Genomic DNA, 26,543 nt, shown 5'->3' on the forward strand with positions numbered 1-26,543 from the left:
TCCCGGACGGCCGTTACCGGCCGCCCCGGACCGCTATCGGCCCAGCAGTGCGGGCAGAGCCAGCACGGTCTCGATCCCGGACCACGCCCCACCGGGGTTCTCGTCCTCGTCCAGGATCAGCGCGGTGAGATCCTCCAGCGCGTCCGGGTCGAGCGCGCGCAGTCCCGCACCGCCGGTCCACAGATGGGTCACCCATTCACCGGCGGGTGTGGTGGTCCCCGGCTCGCCCGGGGTCAGCACCACCGAGGCGCCCGCCGCGCCCGCCGCCACGATCTCGAGCACCGCGGCCGGATCGTCACCGCGACCGTAGCGATAGGTCCGGGATTCGTAGCTGAGGTCCGCGGCCGCGTGCACCTGGGCGACGGCCGCCGCCAGCTGGTCGTAGCCGGCCCGCCATCCGGCGGCGTCCACCGCGACCGGGTCGGTGCCACGCAGCGGACGCACCCGGTGCGCGTAGGTCACCGGGCGCGGCGATTCCGCGGCGATTTCGGCGGCCACCGCCGGATCGTCGAGGACCAGCCATTTCACTCCCGGCACCGCGGGCGCGGGTCCGGCGGCCATCCCGGTCTCCACCACCAGATCGGCCACCGCCTCGGTATCCACGGCATCCGCCGGAACCAGCGCCGCGCCCGCCTTGAGCACGGCCCAGGTGGCGATCACCGCGTCGGTACCGCGCGGCAGCGCGGTCACCACCCCGGTGCCGGGACCGCAGCCCCGGGCGATCAGCACCCGGGCCAGCCGCGAGGACCTGGCATCCAGTTCCTGGTAGGTGAGCAGTTCCTCACCCCACACCACCGCCGGACCGTCGGGATCGTCCTCCACCGACGCGCTCAGTGTCTGCGCGAGCGCGGTACCCGCGGTGGCGGCCGGAGCGGCCGGTTCCGCGGTCGCGGCGGGCCGCTGCCGTTCGGCTTCGTCGAGGATATCGATATCGCCCACCGGCATCCGCGGATCCGCGGCGACCGCGGCGAGGATGCGTTCCAGCCGGCGCCCGAACGAGCGGGCCGTCTCCTCGTCGAACAGATCGGTGGCGTAGGTCAGCGCGGCCTGCAGTTCGCCGGGGGTGCCGTCGGCTTCGCGGCCCGGGTCGATATCGATCTGCAGATCGAATTTGGCCGCGAGGGTGCCCTGCCCCAGCCCGCGCACCGTGAGCCCCGGCAGCTTCAGCGTGGCCTGCTCGTTGTTCTGGAACGACAGGACCACGCCGAACAGCGGGTTGTGCGCGGTGGCCCGGCCCGGCGCCACCACCTCCACCACCCGTTCGAACGGGATATCGGCGTTGGCGAACGCGGACAGATCCGTTTCCCGGGCGGCGTCGAGCAGTTCGGTGAAGGTGAGCGTCGGCCGCACCCGGGTACGCAGGGCGAGGGTGTTGACGAACATGCCCACCAGGTTGTCCACCGCACGCTCGCCGCGCCCCGCGATCGGCGTGCCGACGGCGATATCGTCGGACCCGGTGAGCCGGTGCAGCAGCACACTCACCGCGGCGTGCATCACCATGAACAGGGTGGCGCCGCGATCGCGGGCCAGCTGGTCCAGCGACCGGTGCACACCGGCGTCGACCGCGAACCCGACGGCGCCGCCCCGCATGGACGGCAGCGCCGGGCGGGGCCGGTCCAGCGGCAGTTCCAGTTCCCCGGACAACCCCCGCAGCTGTCCGCGCCAGTAGTCCAGCTGCCGGGCGGCGACGGAGTTCTCGTCGGCGTCGTCGCCGACCACCGCGCGCTGCCAGATCGCGTAGTCCGCGTACTGCACCGGCAGGGGCGCCCAGCGCGGCGATTCACCGCTGACCCGCGCCAGGTACGCGGTCATCAGATCGCGTGCCAGCGGTGCCAGCGAGGCGCCGTCGGCGGCGATATGGTGCACCACCAGCGCGACCACATGCTCGTCCTCGCCGGTGGTGAGCAGCAGGCCGCGGATCGGTGCCTGGGCGGTGACATCGAATCCGGACCCCAGCAGTTCGCCGATCCGGCTCAGCGCGTCGTCGGTTTCGGTGACCTCGAGACCGCCGCGCAGCACCTGGGCGACCGGCAGGATCTCCTGATAGGGCAGCCCGTCCGGACCCACCGGGTAGCGCGTGCGCAGCGATTCGTGCCGTTCCAGCACATCCGACATGGCGTAGCGCAGCGCCGAAATATCCAGTGCCCCGGTGAGTCCGATGGCCAGCGGGATGTTGTAGGCGGCCGACTCCTGGTCGAACTGGTTCAGCAGCCACATGCGGTGCTGGGCCAGGGAGAGCGGGATCCGTTCCGGCCGGTCCACCCGGTCCAGTACGGGCCGCGGGGTCGCCGGGCCCTCGCCGGGCACCACCGCGGCGGCCAGCGCCGCGACGGTCGGCGTCTCGAACAGTGCCCGCACCGCGATATCGGCCGACAGCGCTTCGTTGATCCGCGCCACCGCCCGGGTCGCCAGCAGGGAGTTACCGCCGAGGGCGAAGAAATCGTCGTCCGCGCCGACCCGTTCGGCGCCGAGCAGATCGGCGAAGACCTCGGCCACCACCGTTTCCACCCGGCCCGCGGGCGCGGTGTAGGGCACCTGGCTCACGACCGCGGAATCAGGCAGCGCCGCGCGATCGAGTTTTCCGTTGGGGGTCAGCGGCAGGGCGTCCAGCACCAGCACCGCGTCGGGAACCATGTAGTCGGTGAGGAATTCCGCGACCTGTTCGCGCAACCGGGCCGGATCCGGCGCGTCTTCCTGATCGGCGGCGGGCACCACATAACCGAGAAGCCGGTCCCCGGCGTCGCCGTCACCGCGCACCAGCGCGACCGCCTGGCCCACGCCCGGGCAGCGCAGCAGTGCCGCTTCGATCTCGCCGAGTTCGATCCGGAACCCGCGCAACTGCACCTGCGCGTCGCCGCGACCGGCGTACTCCAGATTGGCCCGGCCGCCGAACGCGGCCCAGCGCCCGATATCGCCGGACCGGTACATCCGGGAACCGGGCTCGCCGAACGGGTTCGCCACGAAACGGGTCGCGGTCAGGCCCGGGCGATCCAGGTAGCCGCGGGTGAGCTGGTCACCGGCGACATAGATCTCCCCCGGCACCCCCACGGGCGCCGGATGCAACCGGTCGTCCAGGACGAAGGCGTCCAGGCCGGGCAGCGCCCGCCCGATCACGCTGGCCGGGTTGTCGATGAGCTGATCGTCGAGCGCCAGGAACGAGACGTGCACCGTGGTCTCGGTGATGCCGTACATATTGACCAGCCACGGGGATTCGGTGCCGCCCGCCGCGGGTCCGCCGTGCCGCTCGTACCAGCGCCGCAGCTGGCGCAGGTCCAGCGCCTCGCCGCCGAATACGATATAGCGCAGCGCCAGCGCGCCGGCCGCGTCTCCGGCGCCCGCGACCCGGTCGGCCTCGGCGAGCTGATAGAACGCCGACGGCGTCTGGTTGAGCACCGTCACCTGTTCGCGGACCAGCAACTCCCGGAACTGTTCCGGCGAACGGGAGGTCAGGTAGTCGACCACCACCACCGAGCCGCCGCTGGCCAGCGCGCACCACAGTTCCCACACCGAGAAGTCGAAGGCGAAGGAGTGGAACAGCGTCCAGACGTCGGCGTCGTCGAATTCGAACAGCAACTGGGTGTTGGCGAACAGCTCCACCACATTGCGGTGCGCGACGCCGACACCCTTCGGGACTCCGGTGGACCCCGAGGTGTAGATGACATACGCCAGGTTGCCCGGACGCAGCGGCGCCCGCCGATCCGAATCGGCCACCGGGGCCGGGGAATGGTGGGCGGTGTCCTCGATGAGCACCACCGGGGTCTCCCCGGCGGGGACCGCGTCCAGCTCGGACCCCGTGGTGAGGATCGCGGCCGGGCGGGCGTCGGAGAGAATGAATTCCAGCCGGGCCCTCGGGTAGGTCGTATCGATCGGCAGGTACCCGGCCCCGGCGAGCAGCACACCCAGCAGCGCGACCGGCAGTTCCTCGGTACGCGGCATCGCCACCGCCACCAGGGTTTCCGGGCCCGCGCCGGCCTCGATCAGCCCGCGCGCCACCCGCGCCGAACGCGCCAGCAACTCCTCGAACGTGACGGTGGTGTCGCCGAAGCGCACCGCTCGCGCCCGCGGCCGCAACCGGGCCTGGGCCTCGATCAGGTCGACGAGCGTCACCGGCGGGACCGAGGCCCCGGCGCTGTTCCATTCCCGCAGTACGAGTTCGCGCTCGCCGGGGGCCAGCAGGTCGATATCGCCGACGGTGGTCCCGGGGTCGGCGGCCACCGCCGCCAGGACCCGAAGCAGCCGGTCGGCGTGATCGCCCACGGTCGCCGCGTCGTACAGATCGCGGGCATAGGTGAAGGTCAGGGTCGCGCCGGCGCCGGTATCGATCAGGTCGACCCGCAGGTCCAGGGTGCCGGGCAGATCGCCGGGCTCCTCGTCGGCGGCCAGCAGGACCTGGAAGGGCGGATGCCCGGCGACGGTGCGCACGGTGTCGATCAGCGACCCGAGCCGTTCGCCGCCGCGCCCCATGGTGCCCAGCGCCGCGCCACGCGCTTCCCGCGCCGAGGTCAGCAGCGCGTCGAAACTCAGCGCCGGATCCACCTCGGTGTGCAGAACGGCCAGGCCGGCCGCGGAATCGTGCGCGGTGAACGCGCCCACGGCGATATCGCGGGCGCCGGAGAGGCGGGCGAGCAGTGTCGCCAGACCGGCCTGGACCACGGTGAACGCGTTGGTGGCCCGCTCCTGGGCCACGGCGTTCAGCGCGTCGAGCAGGCCGGCGTCCAGTTCCCGCGACACCTGTCCGCTGCGCCGCGACGGCGCGGCCGGACGCGGCCGGTCGGCGGGCAGTTCACCGTGCCCGCCGAGGGCGCCGGGGGCGCGCCACCAATCGGGCGCCGGCAGTGCCATCGCTTCCGCGGGCACCGCGAGCAGCTGACCCACCAGCGCGTGCAGCAGGGCGCTGAGCGCCTGGGCCGCGGTTTCGGCGACGGTATCGCGCCGGTACCACAGCCGCAGCAGGAGCCGGTCGGCCGCTTCCACCACCAGGGTCACCGGGTAGTGGGTGAACGTCTGGGAGGTGAGATCCAGGATCTCCAGGCCGTCGATACCGCCGCCCGCGGCCCGCAGACCTTCCGCGTCCACCGGATAGGACTCGTACGCCAGCAGCGTGTCGAACAGCCCGGCGGTCCCCGGGGAGATATCGGCGAGCCCGAGATAGTGGTGTTCGAGCAGGGTGGCCTGTTCGGACTGGATACGGGTGAGCAGATCCCGCACCGTCCACCCGGGCTCGAAACGCACCCGCACCGGGATGGTGTTGGTGAACAGGCCGGCGATCTCGTCGACCCCGCTCAGCTCCGGCGGCCGGCCCGAGACCACCGCGCCGAAGACGATGTCCTCGCGGGCGGTGAGACTGGCCAGCAGCAGCGCCCACAGCGCCTGGACCACGGTGTTCACCGTGACCCCGGCCTCCGCGGCGTAAGCGGTCATCGCGGCCGTCTCGGTCTCGCTCAGCGCGAGATCGAGTTCCCCGACACCGGTTTCCGGTTCGGCCGGGGCGGCGAGGACCGCGGCGAGTTCGGTCGGCCGGGCGCCCACCAGAACTTCCGACCAGCGGTGCCGGGTGGCCTCGGCGTCCTGGCGGGCCAGCCAGGTGAGGTAACCGCGATAGGCGGGCGCCGGCGGCAACGCCGAACTGTCGCCGCGCAGCGCGTAGATCGTGAGCAGATCCTTCAGCAGGATCGGCATCGACCAGCCGTCGAACAGCAGGTGATGGGCGGCCAGCGCGAAATGGGTACGCCCGGACACCGTGCGGAACACTGTGATCCGCAGCAGCGGCGCGGTCCCGATCTCGAACCGGGTGAGCCGCTCGGCCTCCAGCAGTTCGGGCATCTCGTAGTCGCCGACATTGTCGACCACCCGCCACGGCACCTCGGCGTGCTCGGTGACCAGTTGCACCGGACTGCCGTCGGCGGCGGTCACGAACGCGGTGCGCAGTACCGGATGCCGGTCCACCAGCCCCTGCGCGGCGGTATGCAACCGCTCCAGGTCGACGGCGCCGCCGAGTTCGATGGCGAACAGCATCACGTAGTCGTCGGGGCCACCGACGGTGAGCTGGGAGTGGAAGAACAGCCCGGCGCCCAGCGGCGACAGCGGCAGTACCTCGGCCAGACCGGGATAGGCGGCGCGCCACGTGTCGAGTTCCCCCTGCCCGACCCGCACCAGCGGCAGATCGGACGGGGTCAGACCACCCGCTTCCGGGTCCTGGGTGTGGCGGGCGATCGCGGTGACGGCGGCGAGCCATTCGTCGGCCAGATCGCGGACCGCGGGCTCGTCGAGCAGATCGGCGGCGTAGGCGAAGGAGACGCTGATCCCGCCCCCGGCCGCGGCGATGGCGTTGATATCGATCACCATGCCCGCCGGCATGCCGCGATCGAATTCGGCCTCGAATTCACCCAGGTCACCGGTGGGCAGCCAGGCCGTATCGTCGATTCCCGCGGGAACATCGCCGGCGGAGACCCGGCCCAGGTAGTTGAAGCCGATCTGCGCGACCGCTCCGGCCCCGAGATCGTCGCCGGTTTCCGGCGCGAGCCCGCGCAGCAGTCCGAAGCCGATACCGCGTTCCGGCACCGCCACCAGCTGTTCCTTCACCGAACGCAACAGCGCGGCGGTCGATTTACCGCCTGCCAGCGCCGCCCGCGGATCGATATCGGAGAGGTCCAGCGCCACCGGATACGCGGTGGTGAACCAGCCGACAGTGCGGGTGATATCGGACCCCGGCAGCACGGATTCCTCCCGGCCGTGCCCTTCCAGGCGGATCCGGGTGACCGCGCTGTCCACGCCGCGCCGGATGCGCCAGTTGCGCACCGCCAGTGCCAGTGCCGCCAGCAGCGGGTCGTTGACGCCGGTCCGGTACAGCCCGGGAACCTCGGTGAGCACCGTTCCGGCGATATCGGCCGGCACCTCCACCGCGAACCGGCGCACGGTCGCGTAGGTGTCGACGGCCGGATCCAGCGGGCGGGAGCCGATCAGCGGATCGGGGGTGGCGAGCACCTTGCGCCAGTAGGGAAGCTCACCGGCACGCTCGGCATCGGCGGCTGCCTCCACCAGACCGTGCGCCCAGCGCCGGAACGAGGTGCCGACAGCGGGCAGTTCGGTGCGCAGCCCCTGCGACACCTGCGCCCACGCCAGCACCAGATCGGAGATGAGGATGCGCCACGACACCCCGTCCACCACATAGTGGTGCACGGCGATGAGCAGCGCGTCGCGCGCGTCCGGCCGGCGCAGCCAGGTCACGGCGACCATCCGGCCGCCCAGCGGATCCAGTTGCGCCACGGTCGAACTCATCGCTGCGCCGGCCAGTTCGGTCACCTCGGCGGCACCGCTGCCCGCGGGCACCTCCACCTCGGAGACCAGCGCGCCCGCCGCCGTCGGCTGCGATTCGGGCACCTCGAGCCGGTACCGCCCGTCCTCGGCGACCAGTCGCGCACGCAACATATCGTGGCGGTCCATCACCGCGCCCAGCGTCGCGGCCAGGCCGGCGCGATCGATACCGTCGGGCAGTGCCAGCGCCATACTCTGCGCGAATCCGGGATGAACCCCCTCGCCCAGGTATTGGGCGAGGATCGGGGTCAGCGGCACCTCGCCGAGACCGCCGCCGGGGAGTTCGGCGAGCCGCTGCACCGCGGAGGCGTCGCCGGATACCGCGACCTTCGCGAGTTCGGCGACCGTCCGATGCTCGAACACATCCTGGGGGGTGAACAGGATTCCCGCGTTCCGGGCCCGCGATACCAGCTGGATGGACAGGATACTGTCGCCGCCGAGCGCGAAGAAGGGATCGTCCGCGCCGACCTCCTCCAGCCCGAGTACCTCGGCGAACAGGGTGGCCAGGCGGGTTTCGAGCTCACCGGCCGGCGCCCGGGAACCACTCGATTCGAAGACCGGTTCCGGCAGCGCCGCGCGGTCGAGTTTGCCGACCGGGGTCAGCGGGATCTCGTCGAGCACCACGAACGCGGCCGGGATCATATAGGAGGGCAGCGATTCGGCGAGGAACGCCGACAACTCCTCGCCGCCGACCGTGGCGCCCCGCCGCGGCAGCACATAGGAGACCAGCGCCGTCGACCCCGACGGCAGCGTCTTGCCCATGGTCACCGCGTAGTCGAGACCGGGATGGCGGGTGAGCGCGTTGTCGATCTCACCCAGCTCGATCCGGAATCCACGCACCTTCACCTGGAAATCGGTGCGGCCGAGGTATTCGATGTGCTCCCCGTGCGGGGTGTCGATCCGGCGCACCAGATCGCCGGTGCGATACATCCGGGTACCCGGCGCCCCGAGGTCGGCGCCGAACGGCCCGGCGACGAAACGTTCCGCGGTGAGCGAGGGGCGGTTCAGATAGCCGTGCGCCAGCGGCGGACCCGCCAGGTACAGTTCGCCGACCACGCCGGAGGGCACCGGGCGCAACCGCGCGTCGAGTACGAAGACCGCGAACCCGCTCAGCGGGGTGCCGATGGTGATGGTCTCGTCCGGATCCATCACGCCGGTGCTGGTCGCGAGGATGGTGGCCTCGGTGGGGCCGTAGGAATTGACGAACGCGTGTTCCCGCGACCAGCGGCCGACGAGTTCGGGCCCGAACTTATCGCCCACCGCGACGACCATCGTGAGATCGGTGAGCCCGGTCGGGTCCACCGATTCCAGGGCCGCGGGGGTGGAGATCATATGGGTGACCCGCTCGCGGCGGGCCAGATCGGCCACTTCCTGCCCGCCCAGCACTCCGGCGGGCACGATCACCAGGGTCGCGCCGCTGGTGAAGGTGAGCAGCAGCTCCAGGACCGAGACATCGAAGTTCGGGGAGCACAGATGGGTCACCCGGGAATCGCTGGTGATCCCGTAGTGCTCGTTGGCCGCCGCGACCACCAGCGCCAGGCCGCTGTGCGAGACCAGCACGCCCTTGGGCTTACCGGTGGACCCGGAGGTGTAGATCACATAGGCCGGATGACGTTCGTCGAGCAGGCGCACCCGGTCGGCATAGGAGATGGGGTGACTCGGCCGCTGCGCGATCCGTTCGGCCTGCACCGGATCGTCGAGTTCGACCCAGTACAGGGACCGGCCGAGGGCGGACCGGTGTTTCGAGGTGGTGAGACCCAGGACGGCGCCGGAGTCGGTGGCCATATGGTCGATCCGGTCGGCGGGATAGCTCGGATCGATGGGGACGTAGGCCGCGCCCGTTTTCGCGATGGCCCAGACGGCCAGCACCGATTCCAGGCTGCGCGCGATACCGATCGCCACCACATCGCCGGGACCGATACCGCGTTCGATGAGGTCGCGCGCGAGCTGCGATGACGCCTCGTCGAGCTGCTGGTAGGTCATTTCCCGCTGATCGGCGGGTTCACCCGTCGGGTTGTAGCGGATCGCCACCTCGGAGGCGGCGGATTCGACCGCGGCGGTCAGCAGCTGTCCGAAGAGCGGGCTGCCCGAGCGGCGCCGACGGCTACCACGCGAAGAACGACGGGCAGTTTCCATTCGAGTGCAATCACCTCTCGCGTCGAGCCAGGACCCCGGCCACCCCTGCGTGCCCGTATGACGGAGGGGCATCTCGACAGGGGCCGGCGCGGTCTGGCCATCATATCGGGAGCGCCCGGTGTGGCCGCCCGGGGAACGAAACCGGCGGACGCTGTCTGCCTATCCCGGCACGCGCCCGCCGAATCGTTTCCGCGTGCTACATCGTCGCCGCGTCGCCCGGTGTTGCAAACCGGCCGCTACCGGTGAATCAGGTCACAACCAGCCGCGGCGAATCGCCTGTACCCCGGCCTGGAACCGAGTGCTGGCGCCGAGGCGTTCGAGCAGGCGCGCGGTGCGCCGGACCACCGTACGCCGCGACATCCCGAGCCGGCGCGCGATCGTATCGTCGGTCGCGCCCATGCTCATCATGGTGAGGATCGCCCGGTCGCGTTCGTCGAGTTCATCGGCCGCGGGCCGCACCGAGATCGGTGCGGACAGGGTCCACAGCACGTCGAAGCTGCGCGTCAGCATGTCCAGCAGCGGCGAACCGCTGATCCGCAGGGCCATCGGATCCGGCCGGCGTTCGTCGGTGTGCAGGACGAGGCTGGCGCGTTCGTCGTCGGCGATGATGAGTTTGAACGGCGGATCGGGCAGTGTCCGGGCCTGGGCTCCGCGCGCGTTGGTGGCCAGGGTGTGGCGCAGCCGGTCCGCGTCCTGGTAGATCGTGTCCTGGTAGAGGATCCGGTATCGGACGCCCTCGGCCATCCGGGCCTGCTTCAGCTCGGAGATCCGGCTGTCGCGTTCGGGATCGCTCAGATGCGGACTGCGGTCGACCATTTTCACGGATTCGCCGGCATTGGCATGCAGCGCCTCGAAATCGGCGAGCAGTTCGGCCCGTTCGAAAACGGGTACCACCACGCCGTTCCAGCCCTGCGAGCGCCGCACCGAGCGGAAGGTCTCGCTCAGCCGGGCCGCCGCGGCGTGCATGGTGCTGATCTGCTGACGCCGCCGCCGGGCCTCGGCCTCGGACAGCGATTCCGGTGCGTGCGCGTCCCAGCGGGCGGTCCCGTCGGGATCGGTGATCCGGACCGCGGCCCGCAGGCCACACAGCTCGGCCAACGCGGTTTCGGTATCGGTTTCCGGCAGCCCGGTGTGCCGGGCGATCTCCACGAGTGCCGACCTGGGCCGATGCACCAGGGTCGCGTAGACGCGACCGTGGATCGAGTCGGGTTCGAAGATTTCGGCCAGTTCGGTCACGCCGGGAGTTCGCAGTTCTGCCTGCAACCCCGTGGGGGTGGCAAGTATCGGACGTTCGAGGGAGCTCGTCGAGCTCAGTGCGAGGGACCCCACTCCAGCGGCACCCCCTTGGAAACCATCCAGTTCATCGGATCGATCTTGTTGCCACCCTGGTCCCAGATCTCCAGATGCAGATGCGGGCCGGTGGAGTTGCCGCGGTTGCCGACCGTGGCGATCACATCGCCGGCCTTCACCCGCTGCCCCTGCGTGACATACATATCGTTGACATGGCCGTAGACACCGGTGGTGCCGTCGTCGTGCAGCACCCGGACCCACATACCGAAACCGGACGCGGGCCCGGCCTCGATCACGGTGCCGTCCGCGATCGATTTGATGGGCGCGCCGAGCGCGTCGGCGAAATCGAGGCCGTAGTGCATCGAGCCCCAGCGGCTGCCGTACTGCGAGCTGATGGCGCCGGCCACCGGGCGCACTACGGTGGCGGGCGCGAACTGCTGCTGCAGCTGATGCAACTGCTGTTCGGCGTGTGCGAGCGGGGCGGCGACCTCGGGCGGCAGGTTCTGCAGACCGAACGGCGCGGACACCGGCGCCGGGGCCGCGATCGGCGCGGCCCGCACCGGCGCGGGATCCGCGGTGGGGGCGGGCGCGGCCATCTTCGCGGCGACCGGTGCGGCCTGCTCGGGCGCCGGGGCGACCGATTCGGCTTCGAGGGTGTCGTCGTGCCCGCCGCCGGGCAGCAGCGGCGCGGCGTAGGCGAGCGCGGGAGCGAGCTGGGAGGCGGTGCCGATCAGCGCACCGGCCGCGACAGCGGCGCCGGCGGCGGCACGAACCTTTTCTCCCTTGGTGGCATCGGCTCGGTGGCGACGCGGACGGGCGGTGACTTCGTCGCCGATCAGGCTCATCACGGTGATAGAGCTTGGGCCTAGTCGATGATGCGCCAAAGGTCCGTCCTCGCTATCCGGTCAACATGATCACGAATGCCGTGTACGACCCCAGCTACTTCGGCAATTGCTCCGACTTCTGGTGAACGTAACGTTTCGGCATCCGCTGTGACGGTAACTCTACCGCCCCGTGACCATATCGCAACCTTTCCGAAAAACAAGCTGGTCAGAGCGGCGGAAACGAATGTGAAACGGTTACGATCGCCCCATTTTCCGTGATATTTCCACACCCCTGGACAGCGCCGCCACCCACCCCGGGAACGGGGCAGCAACCCCGCCCCCGTGGCGCACCCCGAACCCACACGGCGGGTGTCACACCACCCCCGGGCACCACCCGCGAATCACGGGCAATAGCTCCGCTACCACGAAAAACATGACCCTCGAACAACTTTCGCCGCCGATTCACTGCTATTGACAACCAATTTCGATTAGACTCGGCCGGGCAGATCTGCCGCGGAGTTCCGCACCACCAGTCACAGACCCAGTGCACCCAGGAGGTCACCGTGTCCCTAGATGTCCCCACCGCTTTACTGGAACGCGCCGAGCGCGGCGAGATCGACGACGCCGAATTCGTCGAATGCGTCCGCACCTCGCTGCCCTACGCATGGGAGGTCGTGAGCCGCGTCGCCGGCGAACTGGGTTCCGGCACCGCCGAATTCGCCGACAACGAGACCGAACCGCCGGACGAGACCGCCCGCGGTCAGCTGCTGCGGGCCCTGGCCTCCGATGCCATCCGCGGCGGCCTGGAACGGCATTTCGGCGTGAAACTGGCGTTCCAGAACTGCCACCGCGTGGCCGCGTTCCCGCTGGCCGCCGTCGGCGGCGAGACCTACAACCGGTTCATCAGCCCCCGGAACCAGCTCCTCAACCAGAGCCCGGAACTGCGTAACTGCTGACTGCGTCCGTTCCCCGGCGCGAAGGGATTCGCGCCGGGGAACGCCCCGCCCGTCAGCGAACGGTCGTCACCTCCAGCTCACCGTCGGCGTGCCGCGCCCGCAGCACCTTCTTGTCGAACTTGCCGACACTGGTCTTGGGCACCTCGGCGATGAAGGTCCAGTACTCCGGCAGCTGCCATTTCGCGAACTTCCCGGAGAGGAATTCGCGCAGTTCCTCCGGAGTCACCGTCGCCCCCTCGGCCGCCACGATGGCCGCCAGCGGGCGTTCGTCCCATTTCTCGTCCGGGATACCGATCACCGCCGCCTCGGCGACCGCCGGATGCCCCATCACCGCGTTCTCCAGGTCCACCGAGGAGATCCACTCCCCGCCCGACTTGATCACATCCTTGGACCGGTCCACCAGCGTGAGGTAGCCGTCCGCGCTGATCTTGCCGACGTCACCGGTGCGCAGCCAGCCGTCGTCGAACTTGCCCGGATCCACCTCCACCCCGTCGGGCGCGTAGTAGGAACCGGTGATCCAGGCGCCGCGCACCTCGACCTCGCCCAGCGCCTGCCCGTCGTTGGGCACCACCGAGCCGTCGTCACCGACGAGGCGGGCCTGCACGCCGGCCGGGAACCGCCCCTGAGTGACCCGGTACGCCCACGCCTCCTCGCCGGTCACCCCGTGCGGCGGTTGCGCGACACTGCCCAGCGGTGAGGTCTCGGTCATGCCCCAGGCGTGGATCACTTGCACGCCGTGCTTCTCCTCGAACGCCTTCATCATCGCCGGCGGCGCGGCCGCACCGCCCACCACCACCGAGCGCAGATGCGTGATGTCCTGCGGCGCCGCGTCGAGCGCCGCGAGCACCCCGCCCCAGATCGTCGGCACCGCCGCCGCGAACGTCGGCTTCACCTGGGCCATCATCTCCAGCAGCGGCGCCGGCTGCAGGAAGCGGTCCGGCATCAGCACATTCGCGCCCGACATCAGCGCCGCGTAGGGCAGCCCCCAGGCATTGGCGTGGAACAGCGGCACGATCCCGAGCATGGTGTCGCCGTTGCCGATTCCCATCGAGGACGGGGTGGTCGCCTGCATGGCGTGCAGCCAGTTGGACCGGTGCGAATAGACGACCCCCTTCGGGTCGCCGGTGGTGCCGGAGGTGTAGCACATGGCCGCGGCCGTCCGCTCGTCGAGCACCGGGAAGTCGTAGGTGGCGGGGTATTTCGCCAGCAGTTCGGCGTAATCGTGCACCGTGACGCCCTCCGGCGCCGCGACCGCCGCCACATCGCCGTTGACCACGATCACGTGCCGGACCGTTTTCAGATGCGGCAGGTACTGACCGAACATCGGCACCAGGCTCCCGTCCACCAGCACCACCTGGTCTTCGGCATGGTTGGCCACGAAGATCAGCTGTTCGGCCGAGAGGCGGATGTTCAGCGCGTGCAGCACCGCGCCCATGGCCGGGATCGCGATATAGGCGAGGAAGTGCTCGTTGTTGTTCCACATGAAGGTGCCGACCCGGTCGCCCTCGCCGATGCCGAGATCGGTCAGCGCGTTGGCCAGCCGGGCCGAATCGGCGCCGACCTCGCGATAGGTGGTGGTGCGGACGCCGTCGCCGGTCCAGGTGGACACCGTGGAATCACCGAGGAATGTGGACGCGTAGCGCAGCAGATTCGCCAGCGACAACTGGTCGTCCATCATCGTGCTCAACATCGGGAAAACCCCTCACTATCTCTGGGTGGCGGACGGTGGTGATGTGAGCCGGCCCGCTTCCGGGTGAGACATAGAAGTGAGCATGACTCACATCACACAGCCGCAGACTACCGTGCAGTAGCCACCCGCGGTGACGGTAGGAGGAAACGGGGGAATATCTCGAGCGCGCAGGTCAGCGGGGGTGAAAGTGAGGCGGGTGCCCGCAATATCGGACACGGGATGAGACGCAGCACCCGCGACGCCCCCTGCGGGCCACCGGCACTGCGCCATCGCCGCCGAGCACTCGTCTGTGATAGCCGGGATTTCGGCTCACTGCCAAGTCAGATAACGGAATGACATCCAAACGAGACACAGTCCGGACACGTGTACCAACTGGTAGGACGAATTCCGCCCAGCGGAACACTCCGACCACCCGTTATTGCGAGGAGACACCAAAGTAGTACTTAAGTCTGCCCTCGCTTACATATGCACGGGCACCCGGAAATCGTGGCCGAAAATATGGATTCGTTGTCCGTGCTTCTCTTCGATCGGCACCCCCGCCGCCCTACCCTTGGAGAATGACATCGCCGTCGATCATCATCATCGGGGCCGGGTTCGGTGGCCTCGGCATGGGGCTCGAGCTCCTGCGTTCCGGTATCAGCGATTTCACCATCGTGGAACGCGCCGAGGACTTCGGCGGCGTGTGGCGGGAGAACACCTACCCGGGCGCCGCATGTGACGTCCCCTCCCCCCTCTACTCCTGGTCGTTCGAACCCCGCAGCGATTGGCCCCGGCGCTTCTCCGAGCAGGCCGATATCCACGACTACATGCGACGAGTCGTCGGCAAATACGACCTCGAACGCAAAATCCGCTTCGGCACCGAGATCAGCGACGCCGAATACGACGAGAAAACCGCCACTTGGCAGATCCGCACCACCGCCGGCGATACCCTCACCGCCGACGTCCTGATCTCCGCCGTCGGCCAGCTCTCCCGCCCCGCGATGCCCGCCATCCCCGGAATCGACACCTTCGCCGGCCCCGCCTTCCACTCCGCCGAATGGGACCACACCGTCGATCTCACCGGCAAACGGGTCGCCTGTATCGGCACCGGCGCCAGCGCCATCCAATACATCCCCCGCATCCAGCCGCTCACCGAACACCTCACCCTGTTCCAGCGCTCCGCCGCCTGGGTGCTGCCCAAGGCCGACGCCGCATACGAACCCCGCCACCACGCCGTCTTCGAATACCTCCCCCCGATCCGCTGGGCCGAACGTTTCGGCTGGTGGATGTTCTTCGAGGTGATGGCCCTGGCCCTCACCGACCTCCAGGGCATCCAGAAACCCGTGGTGAAGGTCGCCGACGGCCACCGCGCCCGCCAGGTCCCCGACCCGATCCTGCGCGAAAAGCTCACCCCCGACTACGCCCCCGGCTGCAAACGCGCCCTCTTCTCCAACGACTATTTCCCCGCCCTCGCCCGCCCCAATGTCACCGTGGAAACCAACGCGATCACCGAGATCACCCCGACCGGCGTCCGCACCGCCGACGGTATCCACCACGAGGTCGACGTCATCATCTACGGCACCGGCTTCAAGGGCACCGAATTCCTCGCCCCCATGAACATCTACGGCACCGAGGGCCGCAAACTCGCCGACACCTGGGCCGCCGAAGGCGCCCGCGCCTACCTCGGCGTCTCCGTCCCCAAATTCCCCAACCTGTTCATGATGTACGGCCCCAACACCAACGTCGGCTCCGGCTCGATCGTCTACATGCTGGAATCCCAGGCCCGCTACATCCGCCAAGCCGTCGAATACCTGGCCGCCAACCCCCGCCGCGGCGTCGCCGCCCGTGCCGAAACCGAACAGCGCTGGGACGCCTGGCTCCAGAAACGCCTGAAGGACACCCCCTGGAACTTCTGCTCCAGCTGGTACCGCAATGCCTCGGGCCGCATCACCAACAACTGGCCGGGCGCCACCGTCCTCTACCGCTGGAAAACCCGCCGGTTCGACCCCTCCGACTACGAAACCACCCTCGCCTCCTGAGGGGTCCGGGCCGGTCGGGCGACGATGCGGCCCCCGGCCGGGTCACCCGGTAGACTCCTGCCCACTGGCCGTCGGCCGGGCCCTCGTAGCTCAGGGGATAGAGCACCGCTCTCCTAAAGCGGGTGTCGCAGGTTCGAATCCTGCCGAGGGCACAACATCTACGCAGGTCGGGCGGGCTTCTTCTCGGAACCTTCCACGCCCGACGCTCCCCTAGTCCGCAGCGAATCCAGTTCGGGCCGAATCAAGGGCGACGGCGCTGCGCGCCGCCGCCGCATTACGGCCCGCAGCGGCTGGGCTACGCAGGCTCCGCCCACCGGCGCGCCGGTGCGTCGGCCACGCGCTACGCCGTCACCACCTGAACCGAGATTGCTGAATTTTCGATAACCGAGAAGTGTGGGCACGACGAGCGCCGTACCCGGCCTACCTCCCGCAGTCCAGGCGTGGTCCTACCGACCCCTCGGTCGACCGGCCGTGGTCCTATGTCAACGACCGGACAACGGCGTCTGTGGAGCTCGCGTCGCGCAAGTTCGGTACTGACCCGGGCTTCACCAGTGATTCTGATGCTCTCCCCAGTCTTCCTGCTCGGTCCAGTGCGGAGACAGTACTTCACCGGATCTGTTGATTTTCAGAGGCTTTCGCTTGACATAGAAGTGGGGGGTTCTTACCTTAGAAAGGTCGCGCCCGACAACTGCGGGCACTGCACACTGGGAACCGTCCGAGTGGCCCTTCTGGGGCCGGGGAGACGGCTGGGCAAAGCAGTCAATGCTGTGGATGCCCCGCCGGTCACCGCGTGCTGTGCATCAATGGTGACGAGACGCAGCGCGGACGATGCAATGCCCCCGCGTGCCGCTAATGAGCGGGCAGGGCTTCCGGATTTAGCCGGAATGACCTAGTGGCAAGCAGGTTTGGAGCTATCATGGCGACGCTCATTTTCTCCGATTCCGGCGACTCTCAGCACGAGTCAAATCCTCATCAGCAAGGTGCGGTTCCCGCTGCGGTACAGACGGTCTCGCTCGATGTCGGCGGAGAGCCACTGGAAGTAGTGAATTTCAAGAGCACACTACCGATTTCGACTACCGCGAAGGATCGCAATACCTTTGTTCGCGCCGCGGAAGCGGTGGGATTGCTCGACGAAGATGGTCGACACGCGGTGGCGCGGGCGCTGGTCCGGCCGGAAGCTGCCGCCCCGTTGATCAAGAATGGCCTGTTGGTTACTGAGACAGTCGAGAAGGCCACTCTCAGCCAGGTTCCCGGACATGTATGGACGACAGAATTGTGGCCATTGCTGCAGCCTCGGACCGAAGCCGAGTCGCTGACCGTGGCACGGCCGAAGGTGTCCGGCACTCTCGACTGTGCCGGTAACCCGCTGGCCGAGCTGGCACTCACGTTCAAGAACGTGCAGCACCTCGCCGACTATATGCACCAGACGATCGTTCACACACGCCGGACGGGAAACGATTACGCACCATCGATCCTAGCGAGACGCGTCGGCAGGCCAGTCTTGGCGCATGTCGTGCGGCTGGAGTTTGAGGACGGTTTCCACCCGTTCCAGGTCTTGGCCGTGCGCGATGGCTTGACTCGGCTCGTCTGTGCGATCGCAGCCCGCTTGGGCGATGATGCCGCTCCGGATGAAATTGCCGCCCGAATGATCAGCGATTTGCTTGCCACAGCACCCCCAAGGGCCGGCAAGGCGCCCGACCCCTCGCAGGATCACGCTCGCGGTCGCGAACGAGTCGCCAGCGAACTGCGGGCCCACTTCACCGCTGGGGTCGCGACCGGCTCCCCGACCGAGGATGCGGTGCGGATCGGGCAGACGTTCACGCTTCCGGCGCAGATCTATGTCGACGTCAAGGCGACGCCGACCGCGATGCTGCCAGCGGATGAGGTATTCGCTGAGGCGATCAGAGCGGTCGTCGGCTCTATCCACACGGAGTTCCGAAGTTGGGACACCGCCGCGCAGGCTATCGATGTCGGCGAGAGAGCGCTGGTACGAGCCCAGCACACTGGTCATCTCGAACAGGACGTAGTCAAGCTCGCGACAGGAGTGCTCGGCCCGGAGTACACGAGTCGAGTGTTCGGCGACAACACCATTCCCAACACTGCCCTCTGGCGCGCGACCTACTTGATCAGTGCTGTGTCGCAACCCAAAGCATACGAGGCACTCAAGAACCAGCTCCGATCGCTGCTCGGAATGACCAAAATCCACAACAAGCGATTCGCCGGCTATCTCGGGCCGTTGGTAGACATTCCATGGCGATCCACCAAGGGCCGCAGCCTCCAGCCCGCTCGACGCGCATGGAGCAGTGGTGGCCCAATCCCATTCACCTTGTTCGGGACCGATTGGGAGCCAGTGCCAACAGATGATTTCCTCTCCCTGGTACCACGATCACTGGACGGCGATGCGAATGCTCGACGAACCCTCCAGGTAGCCGGCGGCGTGGCCCTCGTTGCCGATCGGCTGCTCGCGAGTAACATCGGCAGTGCTCTGAACTCCGGCACAGTCCCGTTCCGCGCCGAACCGAACGACATCATCGCGAAGTTGAGTGCACTGGACAACGTTGTCGGCCTCTATCAGCTCGCCTATGCTGCCAATCTGTTCCGGTCCGACCAGCCGGCCGTAAACTCTTTCAGCGAAAGAGACTTTCGGGATCAAGGCAACCTCCCTGCCAACATCTACATGGTGCCATCGGTCAATCCTGCGGACCCGAGCCAAGTTCTCCTTGATGCCGCTGGGCAGCCCAGACCGCTGACCCAGTTCGAAGTCGTGCGCATGTCCGACCCCGAACGAGCTGCCCAAGCAGTCGCCGAGGCCAATGTAGAGAGCCAAGAACTTTACACGGTGCCGCAGAGCCCAGAAGCCCGGGCAAAGGCCCTCCGGCTAAAGCTGAGGACAGACTTGGAAATCCTCGACGACACCCTGTCCAGCTTGCTCGGACTCGCTGTGGGTGGGTCGGTACTCGGCAGTCGAGACGACTGGTCCGAAATGTCAACTCGGGCACAGAAGATAAGTTCACAGATCACCGTTCACGAACCCCCCGAGGAAGACGACTACCACTCCAGCGAGACCGACGACGACTACGATGATGATGATGATCTGACGGAGAACTAATGGAGTGATTGCGGATCCCTCCTCATCGAGAGGGATCCGCAATCCGAAGCGGTCGTGACCAGACGAACTGCGACGAATCCGCGAACTTGTCTCACCGACAACTGCAGGCTTGACCGCCGACAATCGACTCGATATCACTTGGAGGTTCGGTGTATCCCGGCCGTGCAGGTCACCGCTGTCACCAAGCACGCAGCGACCCTGTTCCCAGCGCAAGAAGAAGGCCAGTTGCCGACCTCGGAGGGTTGCTCACATGGCAGTTCTCGGCGGTGAGTGCGGTGCGTCTTCACGTTCTGACGATGCCGGTGATCCCAGGATTCGACATCGGCCACGGCGCTCTGTCGGTGCTGACGGTCGACTCCCCGGTCAGCGACGCCTCCGAGGCCCAGGAATTCGTCGATGCAACGCAGATAGCCGCTCCAACCGAATTTCAACTGGCAGGTCAGTTAGCCCAGGAGGAGTGCATCGAGCCATTCGACCGTAACGAGCCAACCTGCACTTCCGAGACCCAAGGCCTCCAAGCATCTCTGAAGAGACTCAGCTTCAGTTCGCTACAGCCCCCACTGAAGATCATCGACCGTTGTCTGTGTGAAGGCACACATCAGGTGGCGATCATGCACCATTTCGGCGACAGTGACCGCGAGCTTGACGGACTCGGTCTAATCTTCATCTGCAGCATCGCCCACGAGCGGTCGCGGGTTGATACAGAGTCCGGCGAGAAATGGGACCACGTTGAGTAAGCCGGCACGACCGACTCCATTGACGGCGCGGCGACCGGGCCGTCCTACTGCACGACCGGACCGCAAGCGGGAATCCGAGGACCACTACCAGACTTTCATCCGCTTCGATTCCGACCGAACATCCATGGACTTCATTGTCCGCGAGTTCAAGGAATGGGTGCGGAGCAAGGGATGGCAGCAGCCAGTCGCCGAACCTGGCGTACGAGAACAGGATGAGTACCGCCTGGGCGTGACTCGACAGTCACTGCCCACAGACGAGCTCATCCGGTTCCGCTGGTCCGAGACCCGAGCAGACAACACTTGGCGCACCGAACTCGCTGCCCATACCAGCCGATCAGGTGACGGATGGTTCCTGCTGCAGGTCCGTAACCAACACGGCTGGTTTGTCGACGCACCAAGGATCGCCCGAGAACTCGTCGAAGGCTTGACCATCAAGCCCAGCGAGTCGCTACAATTGGCCCGCACCGCGCAGCAGGTGCCCTACTCGGGAATCGTCGAACTCGTCGCGCGCATCCAGGCGCCCAAACGTCACGGCCTGATATTCGTCGCCGGAACTAATGACCAGCTGCCTTTCGATATTTTCCTTGAGAAAGCCAGGAAGTGGTCGAAGGAGCTCACCGCGCAAGCTGAATTCGCGGTGCTCGATCCCGTCGCCACTGCGGAGTTCCGGCGTCTCGCCGGCGAGCAACATGCGGTGGCGGCAGGCACGATCCGTAACTTTCTGCCGGGTACCGACTTCGATGACCCCGACGATGCCCTGAGGCATCGCTATTTGGCAACCGCTACTCTTACCAAACTTCCTGACCGTGCACTGCAACAGTTGCTTGGGCGGATTGCCCGCCGGCACGCCGCGACCCACAAACTACCCAGAGACCTGGTTGCAGGCCTGCGCACTCTGGACCGGCTTGAGAACAAACTCGTCCTCAAGGGCAGCATAGCCACGGACTACGATAATCCTTCGGCGCTGCCCCTCACGAACCCGGCTATCGAGCCGGCCTCGTCCTTACTTCCTACTGCACCTCTTATAACGTCGACCGCAGCGGCACAGACCACAGCACGGGTGCCAGTCAAAGACCTCGATACCGGTGATGATGCATCGACCGATAACGACACGGAAAGAATGCTGCCCGAACCGACCGCGGGCTCGGTCCATGCCGCTACATCGGCGACAACGCTCAGCGATCCCGAGCTCGCGCTGGTTCGGGAGGTCTTCGGACTCACCACCGTCACTCGAGACGCACTACAAGCAATTAAGATTCGTGCCGATGCAGACCACAATACAGCTACCCTGCTACGTGCCGACCGGCTGGTCGACGAGAAACAAGAAGAGATCAACCATCTTGAGGACCTCCTAAGCGAACGCAACGACGGCATCGAGCAATTGGAATACCAGCTGGGCCTGGAGACTGAGGAACGTCAGAGACTCACCGACACCACCCAGTCGCAAAAGCTGGAAATCTCCTTTCTGCGACGGCAACTCGCCGAGGCCGGTGCCTATAACGTTGTCGTTCCGGCGCCCGAGCGCACCGAATACCCTGGCTCCTACCTGCAATTGCTGGACCAGCTGGAGCAACTCTCACCGAATGGGATCATATTTTCTGGCGACCAAGACATCTGTGGCAATCTCGATCGTCACGACGCACACGGCACGACTGCCAACGTCGCCTGGGAAGTGGTCTTGACCCTCCGCGACTACCTCCGGGCCCGCACCGACAACCTTTCCTACAGAAACGTCCATGCGTATCTGAGCGACCCGCCTCCCGGCTATCGCACAGTTTCGTTAGGAAAATTCGCTTCCAGCGAGTCCCCGAAGACGATGCAACAGTGGGGCTATGAACGCATCTTCCCTGTGCCCACATGCGTGTCGCCATCCGGAGACATCACCATGCAGGCCCACTTCCGCCTCGGACGCGGCAGCCAGATCAGTCCTCGCCTTTACTACCTCGACAACTGGTCCACAGACCGCAAAATCTACATCGGTTATATCGGCCCCCACCTCACCAATACCAAAACAAGCTGAGATCTCTGACCTCCAGCCTATCCAACGTGCAAGGAAATCCGGCATTTCCGCGCGACCGGAGCGGCCGCGCCCGATCGACGATCGAGACCTCGATCAGAGGAAGGAAAAAGATGCCAGGACGCAATGTTGCCAGCCATAACGTACGAGCTGAAGAACCTAAACACGGGGGCTACTGTCCGACGCATCGTCCACCAGCGGGATTTTCCCTCGCCCGAGGGTATCGATCGAAACGTCGTGATATGCAAGTACTCAGACCATATACATATCGACAATTACCAGGCGTTTTCCAGTTGCCCATGTTCTGTGTGTCCTGCCGAGGGCACAACCCGTCAGCGCCTTTGCGCAGATCAGTGCGGAATTGTCATGTCGCAGCTTCGATTTCTGAGGGATTCCAGTTACCGGTTCAGCTCAAGATTTCGACCTCTATGCCGGGCAAAGCCCTAAGTTCATTATCTCGCATGCCACCGGTCTTCTTGAGAGCAACGCCATCGAGTTACTTGATTCAGTGACAGATGCCTTCCCTGCGAACGCCTACCCAGGAAACGTATTCAAGAACCGTACCCGGGTCGACGAACCACTAAAGGATGCAGGGATTGCCTAGGGACTTGCCATGCATGCCTTACGGCATCGAAGATCATATCGAACGATTTCAGCCTGTGAGCCGGACGCGACACGCAGCCGGAGTCTTTACCAGCAGCAAACACGCCAACGTACGAGCGCGGGCTGCCCTCTAAGTACCATACCGAGCGCGCGTGGTCAGACAAGAAGTCTAGCGGTCCTCGTCTACCAGGTTTTGCGTCAATTCACATATGCACCCTGGCTGCGAAATCGTCTAGCGCGCGGACAGCCTGACATTCCTTCCATGGCGTGAGCAACGTCCGAGTTTCGCGGTAGACCTCACGCAGGCGCGGTGACGTATTCACTTTTGCCAGCTCCAGTGAATATGCCATCGCGTCGCAGGCGCGTTCCAGATCGTCGGGTGCGACCAGCTTCGCGAAGTGCAGGTGTGCCAGTGCCCGGTCTCTCGTGTCGGTCTCGGGGATCCGGCCGATAGTCGATTCGATGGTTGATACTGCCGCCTTGGATTCTCCAGCCATCTCCAAGCTTCGGCTGGACAGAAAGCCGGTGAGCCACGCGCTGTGGTAGTAGGTGTAGGACTTGTCCGGGGTGGTTTGCTCAATATGCTCACCGGAGATTCGGTCGAGTAGCTGCCACGCTTCACTGGTCCGGCCGACGTATGCGTAGGCCTGTGCTGTCTGAAGCCGCCGATAGTCGGCCACTCGGGGGTCGGCGACAGGCAGCCGCATGGTCGCTTCGGCGAGGTCGGCGGCGAGTCGGTGACGGCCGGTCCATAGTGCGAGCTGCACCCTATGGCACATAAGGCCTGCCGCAACGTCGATGCTGCGGGCGGCGGTGGCGTGATCGTGGGCATCGGTGAAGAGACGATCGGCGTGCGCGTATTCCCCGGTGTCCCACATTGCCCACGCTTGCGAGCCGATCGCCTCGGCGGTCAGCGACTGCACATCCTCACGCAGCGGTGACGGACAGTCGCGCAACAGGGCCAGGCAGGTTTGGACATGTGCCGTGATGATGGGTTGCGCTGCAGCCGAACCGAGTTGATCATCCAGCAGCATCGCTGCGTGCACCGTCGTCCGAAGATGCTCGACAGCGGCAGCCGCGGTCCCGGACGTGCCGGGCAGCGCGGCGGCCCCGATTCCCAGTGCGGTCGCGAGACCGAATTGCCTCCGGTTGATCATGTCGTGCTCCTCCAGTAGGGCCTGGAACCGATTTTGCTCGCTATGCGGTGCGGTCGCCAGGACACGGTCCAATCCGGCCGAACCCGCAGCGCTGACCTCGGTGTCGTGCGCGCGCTCCCACGTACTGACGGTTCGCTGGTCGAACTCGACGGCTTCTGCCAATTGGCGCTGGGTCATCCGGCGCGCTTTACGCAGCAGCCTGACCGTCGCGCCTGTCCAGACAACTACCTCCACACTTCCCCCATTGGTAGGAATTGGTCAGAGCTTCCGACTCCTTACCTTCCCCCGAAATACCCGGTTCCGGCAACGTTTTCAGCCATGAACAGGGCAATCGGAATGACTCGGCGAGATGTGTATGGCGGTGGCGTGGATATCCATAAGGTGGCCGAACGCCACGACTTCCGGCTCGTTTGGACGATCTGGCTCGACACCGGGCCACTAGCGACTGCGCTGATTGTGTCCGCCGCGATCTATGAGCACGACGCCGCCGCTGTTGTCGTTCCGTCTTTCGAGCATGCCGACGCGGTTCGGCACACCATCACAGACCTCGCGGCGCTCGTGACCCCGATGCAGGTCTATCCGCGCGGATACCGTTGGCCGGTGGTCGAGCTGTGACCGTGGCCGACCTCGTCCTGTGGCTGCTGGTGCTCGCACTCCTCGCCCTGACCGTCATCTGGTTTCGGCCCACATAGCGGCAGCGATGTCCCTGCCGCGTGGTCCAGCAGACGAAATCACGACATACTCGGCGGGGCCAGGCATTCTGGTGCGCCGATCTGGAAGGTATCGGATGCCCACCACCGCACGCGCCCATCCGAACCAGTTGCCGAACGCCTCGAGCGAAGGGCGTATGGCACGGTGACGCACGATTCGCGTCGAAATTCGCTGTCCTCATCCGCCGGCCCCGAGCCCGCGTGGGAGCGCCGCCTGGATCTCCGCGACCGCGGCCAGCTGCTCGTCGAATACGGCGGGGTCGACCGCGGCGATTCGCAGGAGGATGTGCCGCGCACCGGCTTCGGCGAACCGTCCGAGCCGGGCGACTATATCCGGGCCGGTCATCATCACCTGGATTCGTGAGACGGACTCCAACGGCATGCGATAGGTGGCCTGGCAGTACTCGTCCAGCGCCTTCGCGCCCCGCTGCGCGTCGTCGTCCACGAACACGGTCGCGAACAGAGCCGGGGTGACCGGCCGCGTCGCGGTGTCACTGATCGTGCGCAGTGCGGTCGCGTAATCCGCCGGGTCGGGCGGGTAGGGCAGCCAGCCGTCGTACAGTCGGGCTGTGCGACGCAGCGCGGCTGGGGTGATGCCACCGAGCCAGATCGGCGGGCCGCCCGGGCGTGCGGGTGCGGGCACTTCGGGCAACCAGTCGTAGTGCAGCACCTTGCCGTGGAACGACCCCGGATTCCCGGTCCACAGTTCACGCCACAGCGCGACCGTATCGTCGAGCCGGGAGAAGCGGGTACGGAAATCCACCCCGACCAGCTCCAGTTCCTGCTCGCTCAGGCCCGGAAAACCGGCACCGACGCCGACCACGAGACGACCCTCCGACAGCAGGTCGAGAGAGCTCAGGGTCACCGCCGCGTGCACCGGGTGCCGGTAGGCGGGCATCAGGACCGCTGTACCGAGCGTGATCCGTTCGGTCGCCTGGGCGACGGCGGACAGCAGTGTGAGCGGTTCGATCCTGGCGCGGACGAGGGAGTCGCCGGCCCAGACGGAGTCGAAGCCGAGCCTCTCGGCTTTCACAGCGGTCTCGACCAAGGCTTGTGTGGAGCCGCCCGCACGGAGTTGGGCCTGGCCCGCCGGAAGGAGAAGTCCGTATTCCATGTGGTCAACCGTCGCCCGGCGAGGGCATGCGTTCAATTCCCTGGAGGGAATATGCTTCGCTCTGCTCATGAATGCTTTCGGTGCCGCTCTGAAGGACTGGCGGTCGCGGCGGCGGCTGTCGCAACTCGAGCTCGCGCTGCGGGCGGGCACCACGCAGCGGCATGTGAGCTTCATGGAAAGCGGGCGGTCCTTGCCGGGGCGCGGCATGGTGGTGCGGGTCGCGGAATCTCTGCAACTGCCGCTGCGGGAACGGAACGCACTACTGCTCTCGGCCGGCTACGCACCGAGTTATCCCGAGACCGACCTGAACGATCCGGCGCTGCGGCCGGTGATGGGCGGGCTGCGGCGGCTGCTCGCCGGGCACAGTCCGTATCCGGCGATCGTGGTGGACCGGTTCGGCGATCTGGTCGCGGCCAACGACGGGATCGGCATACTCACCGAGGGCGCCGCGCCGGAACTGCTGGAGCCACCGGTGAACGTGCTACGCCTGGCATTACATCCACGCGGTATGGCGCCGCGGATCCTGAACTTCGACGATTGGGCGCACCATGTGCTCGAACGGCCGAGGCAGGACAACGCCCGCGCCCCGCACGAGCGGCACCTGGCGATGCTGGCCGAACTCGCGAGCTATGTACCGCGCCCGCCCGCGACCGGCACCGGGCATCTCGGCTTCGCGGTCCCGATCCGCCTTCGGTCTCATCTGGGCGAGCTGAGCCTGATCACCGCGATCACCACTTTCGCCACCGCGGTGGATGTCACCATCTCCGAGTTACGGCTGGAGACCTTTCTGCCTGCCGATTCCCGAACCGCGGACGCATTCGAGCGAAAAACCAGGGAGGTCGGCTGATTCGAGTGCGCCGGCCGGTGG

At 66.8% G+C, this 26,543-nt stretch carries 13 protein-coding genes and 1 tRNA gene; 8 read left to right on the forward strand and 6 right to left on the reverse strand.

The genetic code is table 11. The features are described from left to right. Positions 1 to 33 precede the first annotated feature (33 nt). From ACZ6SF_RS21630 to ACZ6SF_RS21640, 3 genes are all read right to left on the reverse strand, one after another. Positions 34 to 9,450 (reverse strand): amino acid adenylation domain-containing protein, encoded by a 9,417-nt coding sequence (locus tag ACZ6SF_RS21630; RefSeq protein ID WP_466063948.1) that lies wholly within the window; start codon positions 9,448 to 9,450, stop codon positions 34 to 36. 252 nt (positions 9,451 to 9,702) lie between these two features. Continuing rightward, the gene (locus ACZ6SF_RS21635) at positions 9,703 to 10,686 is read right to left on the reverse strand and encodes a LuxR C-terminal-related transcriptional regulator (protein WP_466063949.1); all 984 of its coding nucleotides are present in this window, start codon (positions 10,684 to 10,686) and stop codon (positions 9,703 to 9,705) included. 74 nt (positions 10,687 to 10,760) lie between these two features. Then, the gene (locus tag ACZ6SF_RS21640) at positions 10,761 to 11,585 is read right to left on the reverse strand and encodes a M23 family metallopeptidase (protein ID WP_466064086.1); all 825 of its coding nucleotides are present in this window, start codon (positions 11,583 to 11,585) and stop codon (positions 10,761 to 10,763) included. Positions 11,586 to 12,127: 542 nt separating this feature from the next. Here ACZ6SF_RS21640 and ACZ6SF_RS21645 point away from each other — a divergent pair. After that, complete coding sequence (locus ACZ6SF_RS21645; protein ID WP_449996264.1) at positions 12,128 to 12,520, forward strand: SCO5389 family protein; 393 nt, start codon at positions 12,128 to 12,130, stop codon at positions 12,518 to 12,520. A 52-nt stretch (positions 12,521 to 12,572) separates the two neighbouring features. On the opposite strand, the gene ACZ6SF_RS21650 is transcribed toward ACZ6SF_RS21645, so the two are convergent. Then, the gene (locus ACZ6SF_RS21650) at positions 12,573 to 14,210 is read right to left on the reverse strand and encodes a long-chain fatty acid--CoA ligase (RefSeq protein ID WP_466063950.1); all 1,638 of its coding nucleotides are present in this window, start codon (positions 14,208 to 14,210) and stop codon (positions 12,573 to 12,575) included. A 557-nt stretch (positions 14,211 to 14,767) separates the two neighbouring features. Between ACZ6SF_RS21650 and ACZ6SF_RS21655 the strand changes: the two genes are divergently transcribed. The 5 genes from ACZ6SF_RS21655 (at position 14,768) to ACZ6SF_RS21675 (ending at position 22,094) form a co-directional block, all read left to right on the forward strand. Then, the gene (locus tag ACZ6SF_RS21655; protein ID WP_466063951.1) at positions 14,768 to 16,228 is read left to right on the forward strand and encodes a flavin-containing monooxygenase; all 1,461 of its coding nucleotides are present in this window, start codon (positions 14,768 to 14,770) and stop codon (positions 16,226 to 16,228) included. 79 nt (positions 16,229 to 16,307) lie between these two features. After that, positions 16,308 to 16,380 (forward strand) — tRNA-Arg (locus tag ACZ6SF_RS21660). Positions 16,381 to 17,144: 764 nt separating this feature from the next. Further along, positions 17,145 to 19,337 (forward strand): hypothetical protein, encoded by a 2,193-nt coding sequence (locus ACZ6SF_RS21665; RefSeq protein ID WP_466063952.1) that lies wholly within the window; start codon positions 17,145 to 17,147, stop codon positions 19,335 to 19,337. 296 nt (positions 19,338 to 19,633) lie between these two features. Next, positions 19,634 to 20,074, forward strand: a complete 441-nt coding sequence (locus ACZ6SF_RS21670) for a hypothetical protein (RefSeq protein WP_466063953.1) — start codon at positions 19,634 to 19,636, stop codon at positions 20,072 to 20,074. Positions 20,075 to 20,198: 124 nt separating this feature from the next. Beyond that, positions 20,199 to 22,094 (forward strand): hypothetical protein, encoded by a 1,896-nt coding sequence (locus ACZ6SF_RS21675; RefSeq protein WP_466063954.1) that lies wholly within the window; start codon positions 20,199 to 20,201, stop codon positions 22,092 to 22,094. 803 nt (positions 22,095 to 22,897) lie between these two features. Here the strand turns inward: ACZ6SF_RS21675 and ACZ6SF_RS21680 are convergent. Beyond that, positions 22,898 to 24,085, reverse strand: coding sequence for a hypothetical protein (locus ACZ6SF_RS21680; protein ID WP_466063955.1), 1,188 nt, complete (start codon positions 24,083 to 24,085; stop codon positions 22,898 to 22,900). A 132-nt stretch (positions 24,086 to 24,217) separates the two neighbouring features. On the opposite strand from ACZ6SF_RS21680, the gene ACZ6SF_RS21685 reads away from it, so the two are divergent. After that, positions 24,218 to 24,466 (forward strand): hypothetical protein, encoded by a 249-nt coding sequence (locus tag ACZ6SF_RS21685; protein ID WP_466063956.1) that lies wholly within the window; start codon positions 24,218 to 24,220, stop codon positions 24,464 to 24,466. A 273-nt stretch (positions 24,467 to 24,739) separates the two neighbouring features. Here ACZ6SF_RS21685 and ACZ6SF_RS21690 read toward each other — a convergent pair whose 3' ends face one another. Continuing rightward, positions 24,740 to 25,849 (reverse strand): LLM class flavin-dependent oxidoreductase, encoded by a 1,110-nt coding sequence (locus ACZ6SF_RS21690; protein ID WP_466063957.1) that lies wholly within the window; start codon positions 25,847 to 25,849, stop codon positions 24,740 to 24,742. Between ACZ6SF_RS21690 and ACZ6SF_RS21695 the strand changes: the two genes are divergently transcribed. Beyond that, a complete protein-coding gene (locus tag ACZ6SF_RS21695; protein WP_466063958.1) occupies positions 25,743 to 26,522 on the forward strand; it encodes a helix-turn-helix domain-containing protein in 780 nt (259 codons plus the stop codon). The genes ACZ6SF_RS21690 and ACZ6SF_RS21695 overlap by 107 nt on opposite strands. Positions 26,523 to 26,543 lie beyond the last annotated feature (21 nt).

It is taken from the genome of Nocardia sp. NPDC049935 (assembly GCF_055586645.1).

Excerpts from the sequence above, each read along its gene's own strand:
- ACZ6SF_RS21690 (WP_466063957.1), bottom strand. The coding sequence starts at position 25,849 with ATGAAGCTCACATGCCGCTGCGTGGTGCCCGCCCGCAGCGCGAGCTCG.
- ACZ6SF_RS21630 (WP_466063948.1), bottom strand. The coding sequence starts at position 9,450 with ATGGAAACTGCCCGTCGTTCTTCGCGTGGTAGCCGTCGGCGCCGCTCG.
- ACZ6SF_RS21670 (WP_466063953.1), top strand. The coding sequence starts at position 19,634 with ATGCCGGTGATCCCAGGATTCGACATCGGCCACGGCGCTCTGTCGGTG.
- ACZ6SF_RS21640 (WP_466064086.1), bottom strand. The coding sequence starts at position 11,585 with ATGAGCCTGATCGGCGACGAAGTCACCGCCCGTCCGCGTCGCCACCGA.
- ACZ6SF_RS21675 (WP_466063954.1), top strand. The coding sequence starts at position 20,199 with ATGGACTTCATTGTCCGCGAGTTCAAGGAATGGGTGCGGAGCAAGGGA.
- ACZ6SF_RS21655 (WP_466063951.1), top strand. The coding sequence starts at position 14,768 with ATGACATCGCCGTCGATCATCATCATCGGGGCCGGGTTCGGTGGCCTC.
- ACZ6SF_RS21695 (WP_466063958.1), top strand. The coding sequence starts at position 25,743 with ATGAATGCTTTCGGTGCCGCTCTGAAGGACTGGCGGTCGCGGCGGCGG.
- ACZ6SF_RS21650 (WP_466063950.1), bottom strand. The coding sequence starts at position 14,210 with ATGTTGAGCACGATGATGGACGACCAGTTGTCGCTGGCGAATCTGCTG.
- ACZ6SF_RS21665 (WP_466063952.1), top strand. The coding sequence starts at position 17,145 with ATGGCGACGCTCATTTTCTCCGATTCCGGCGACTCTCAGCACGAGTCA.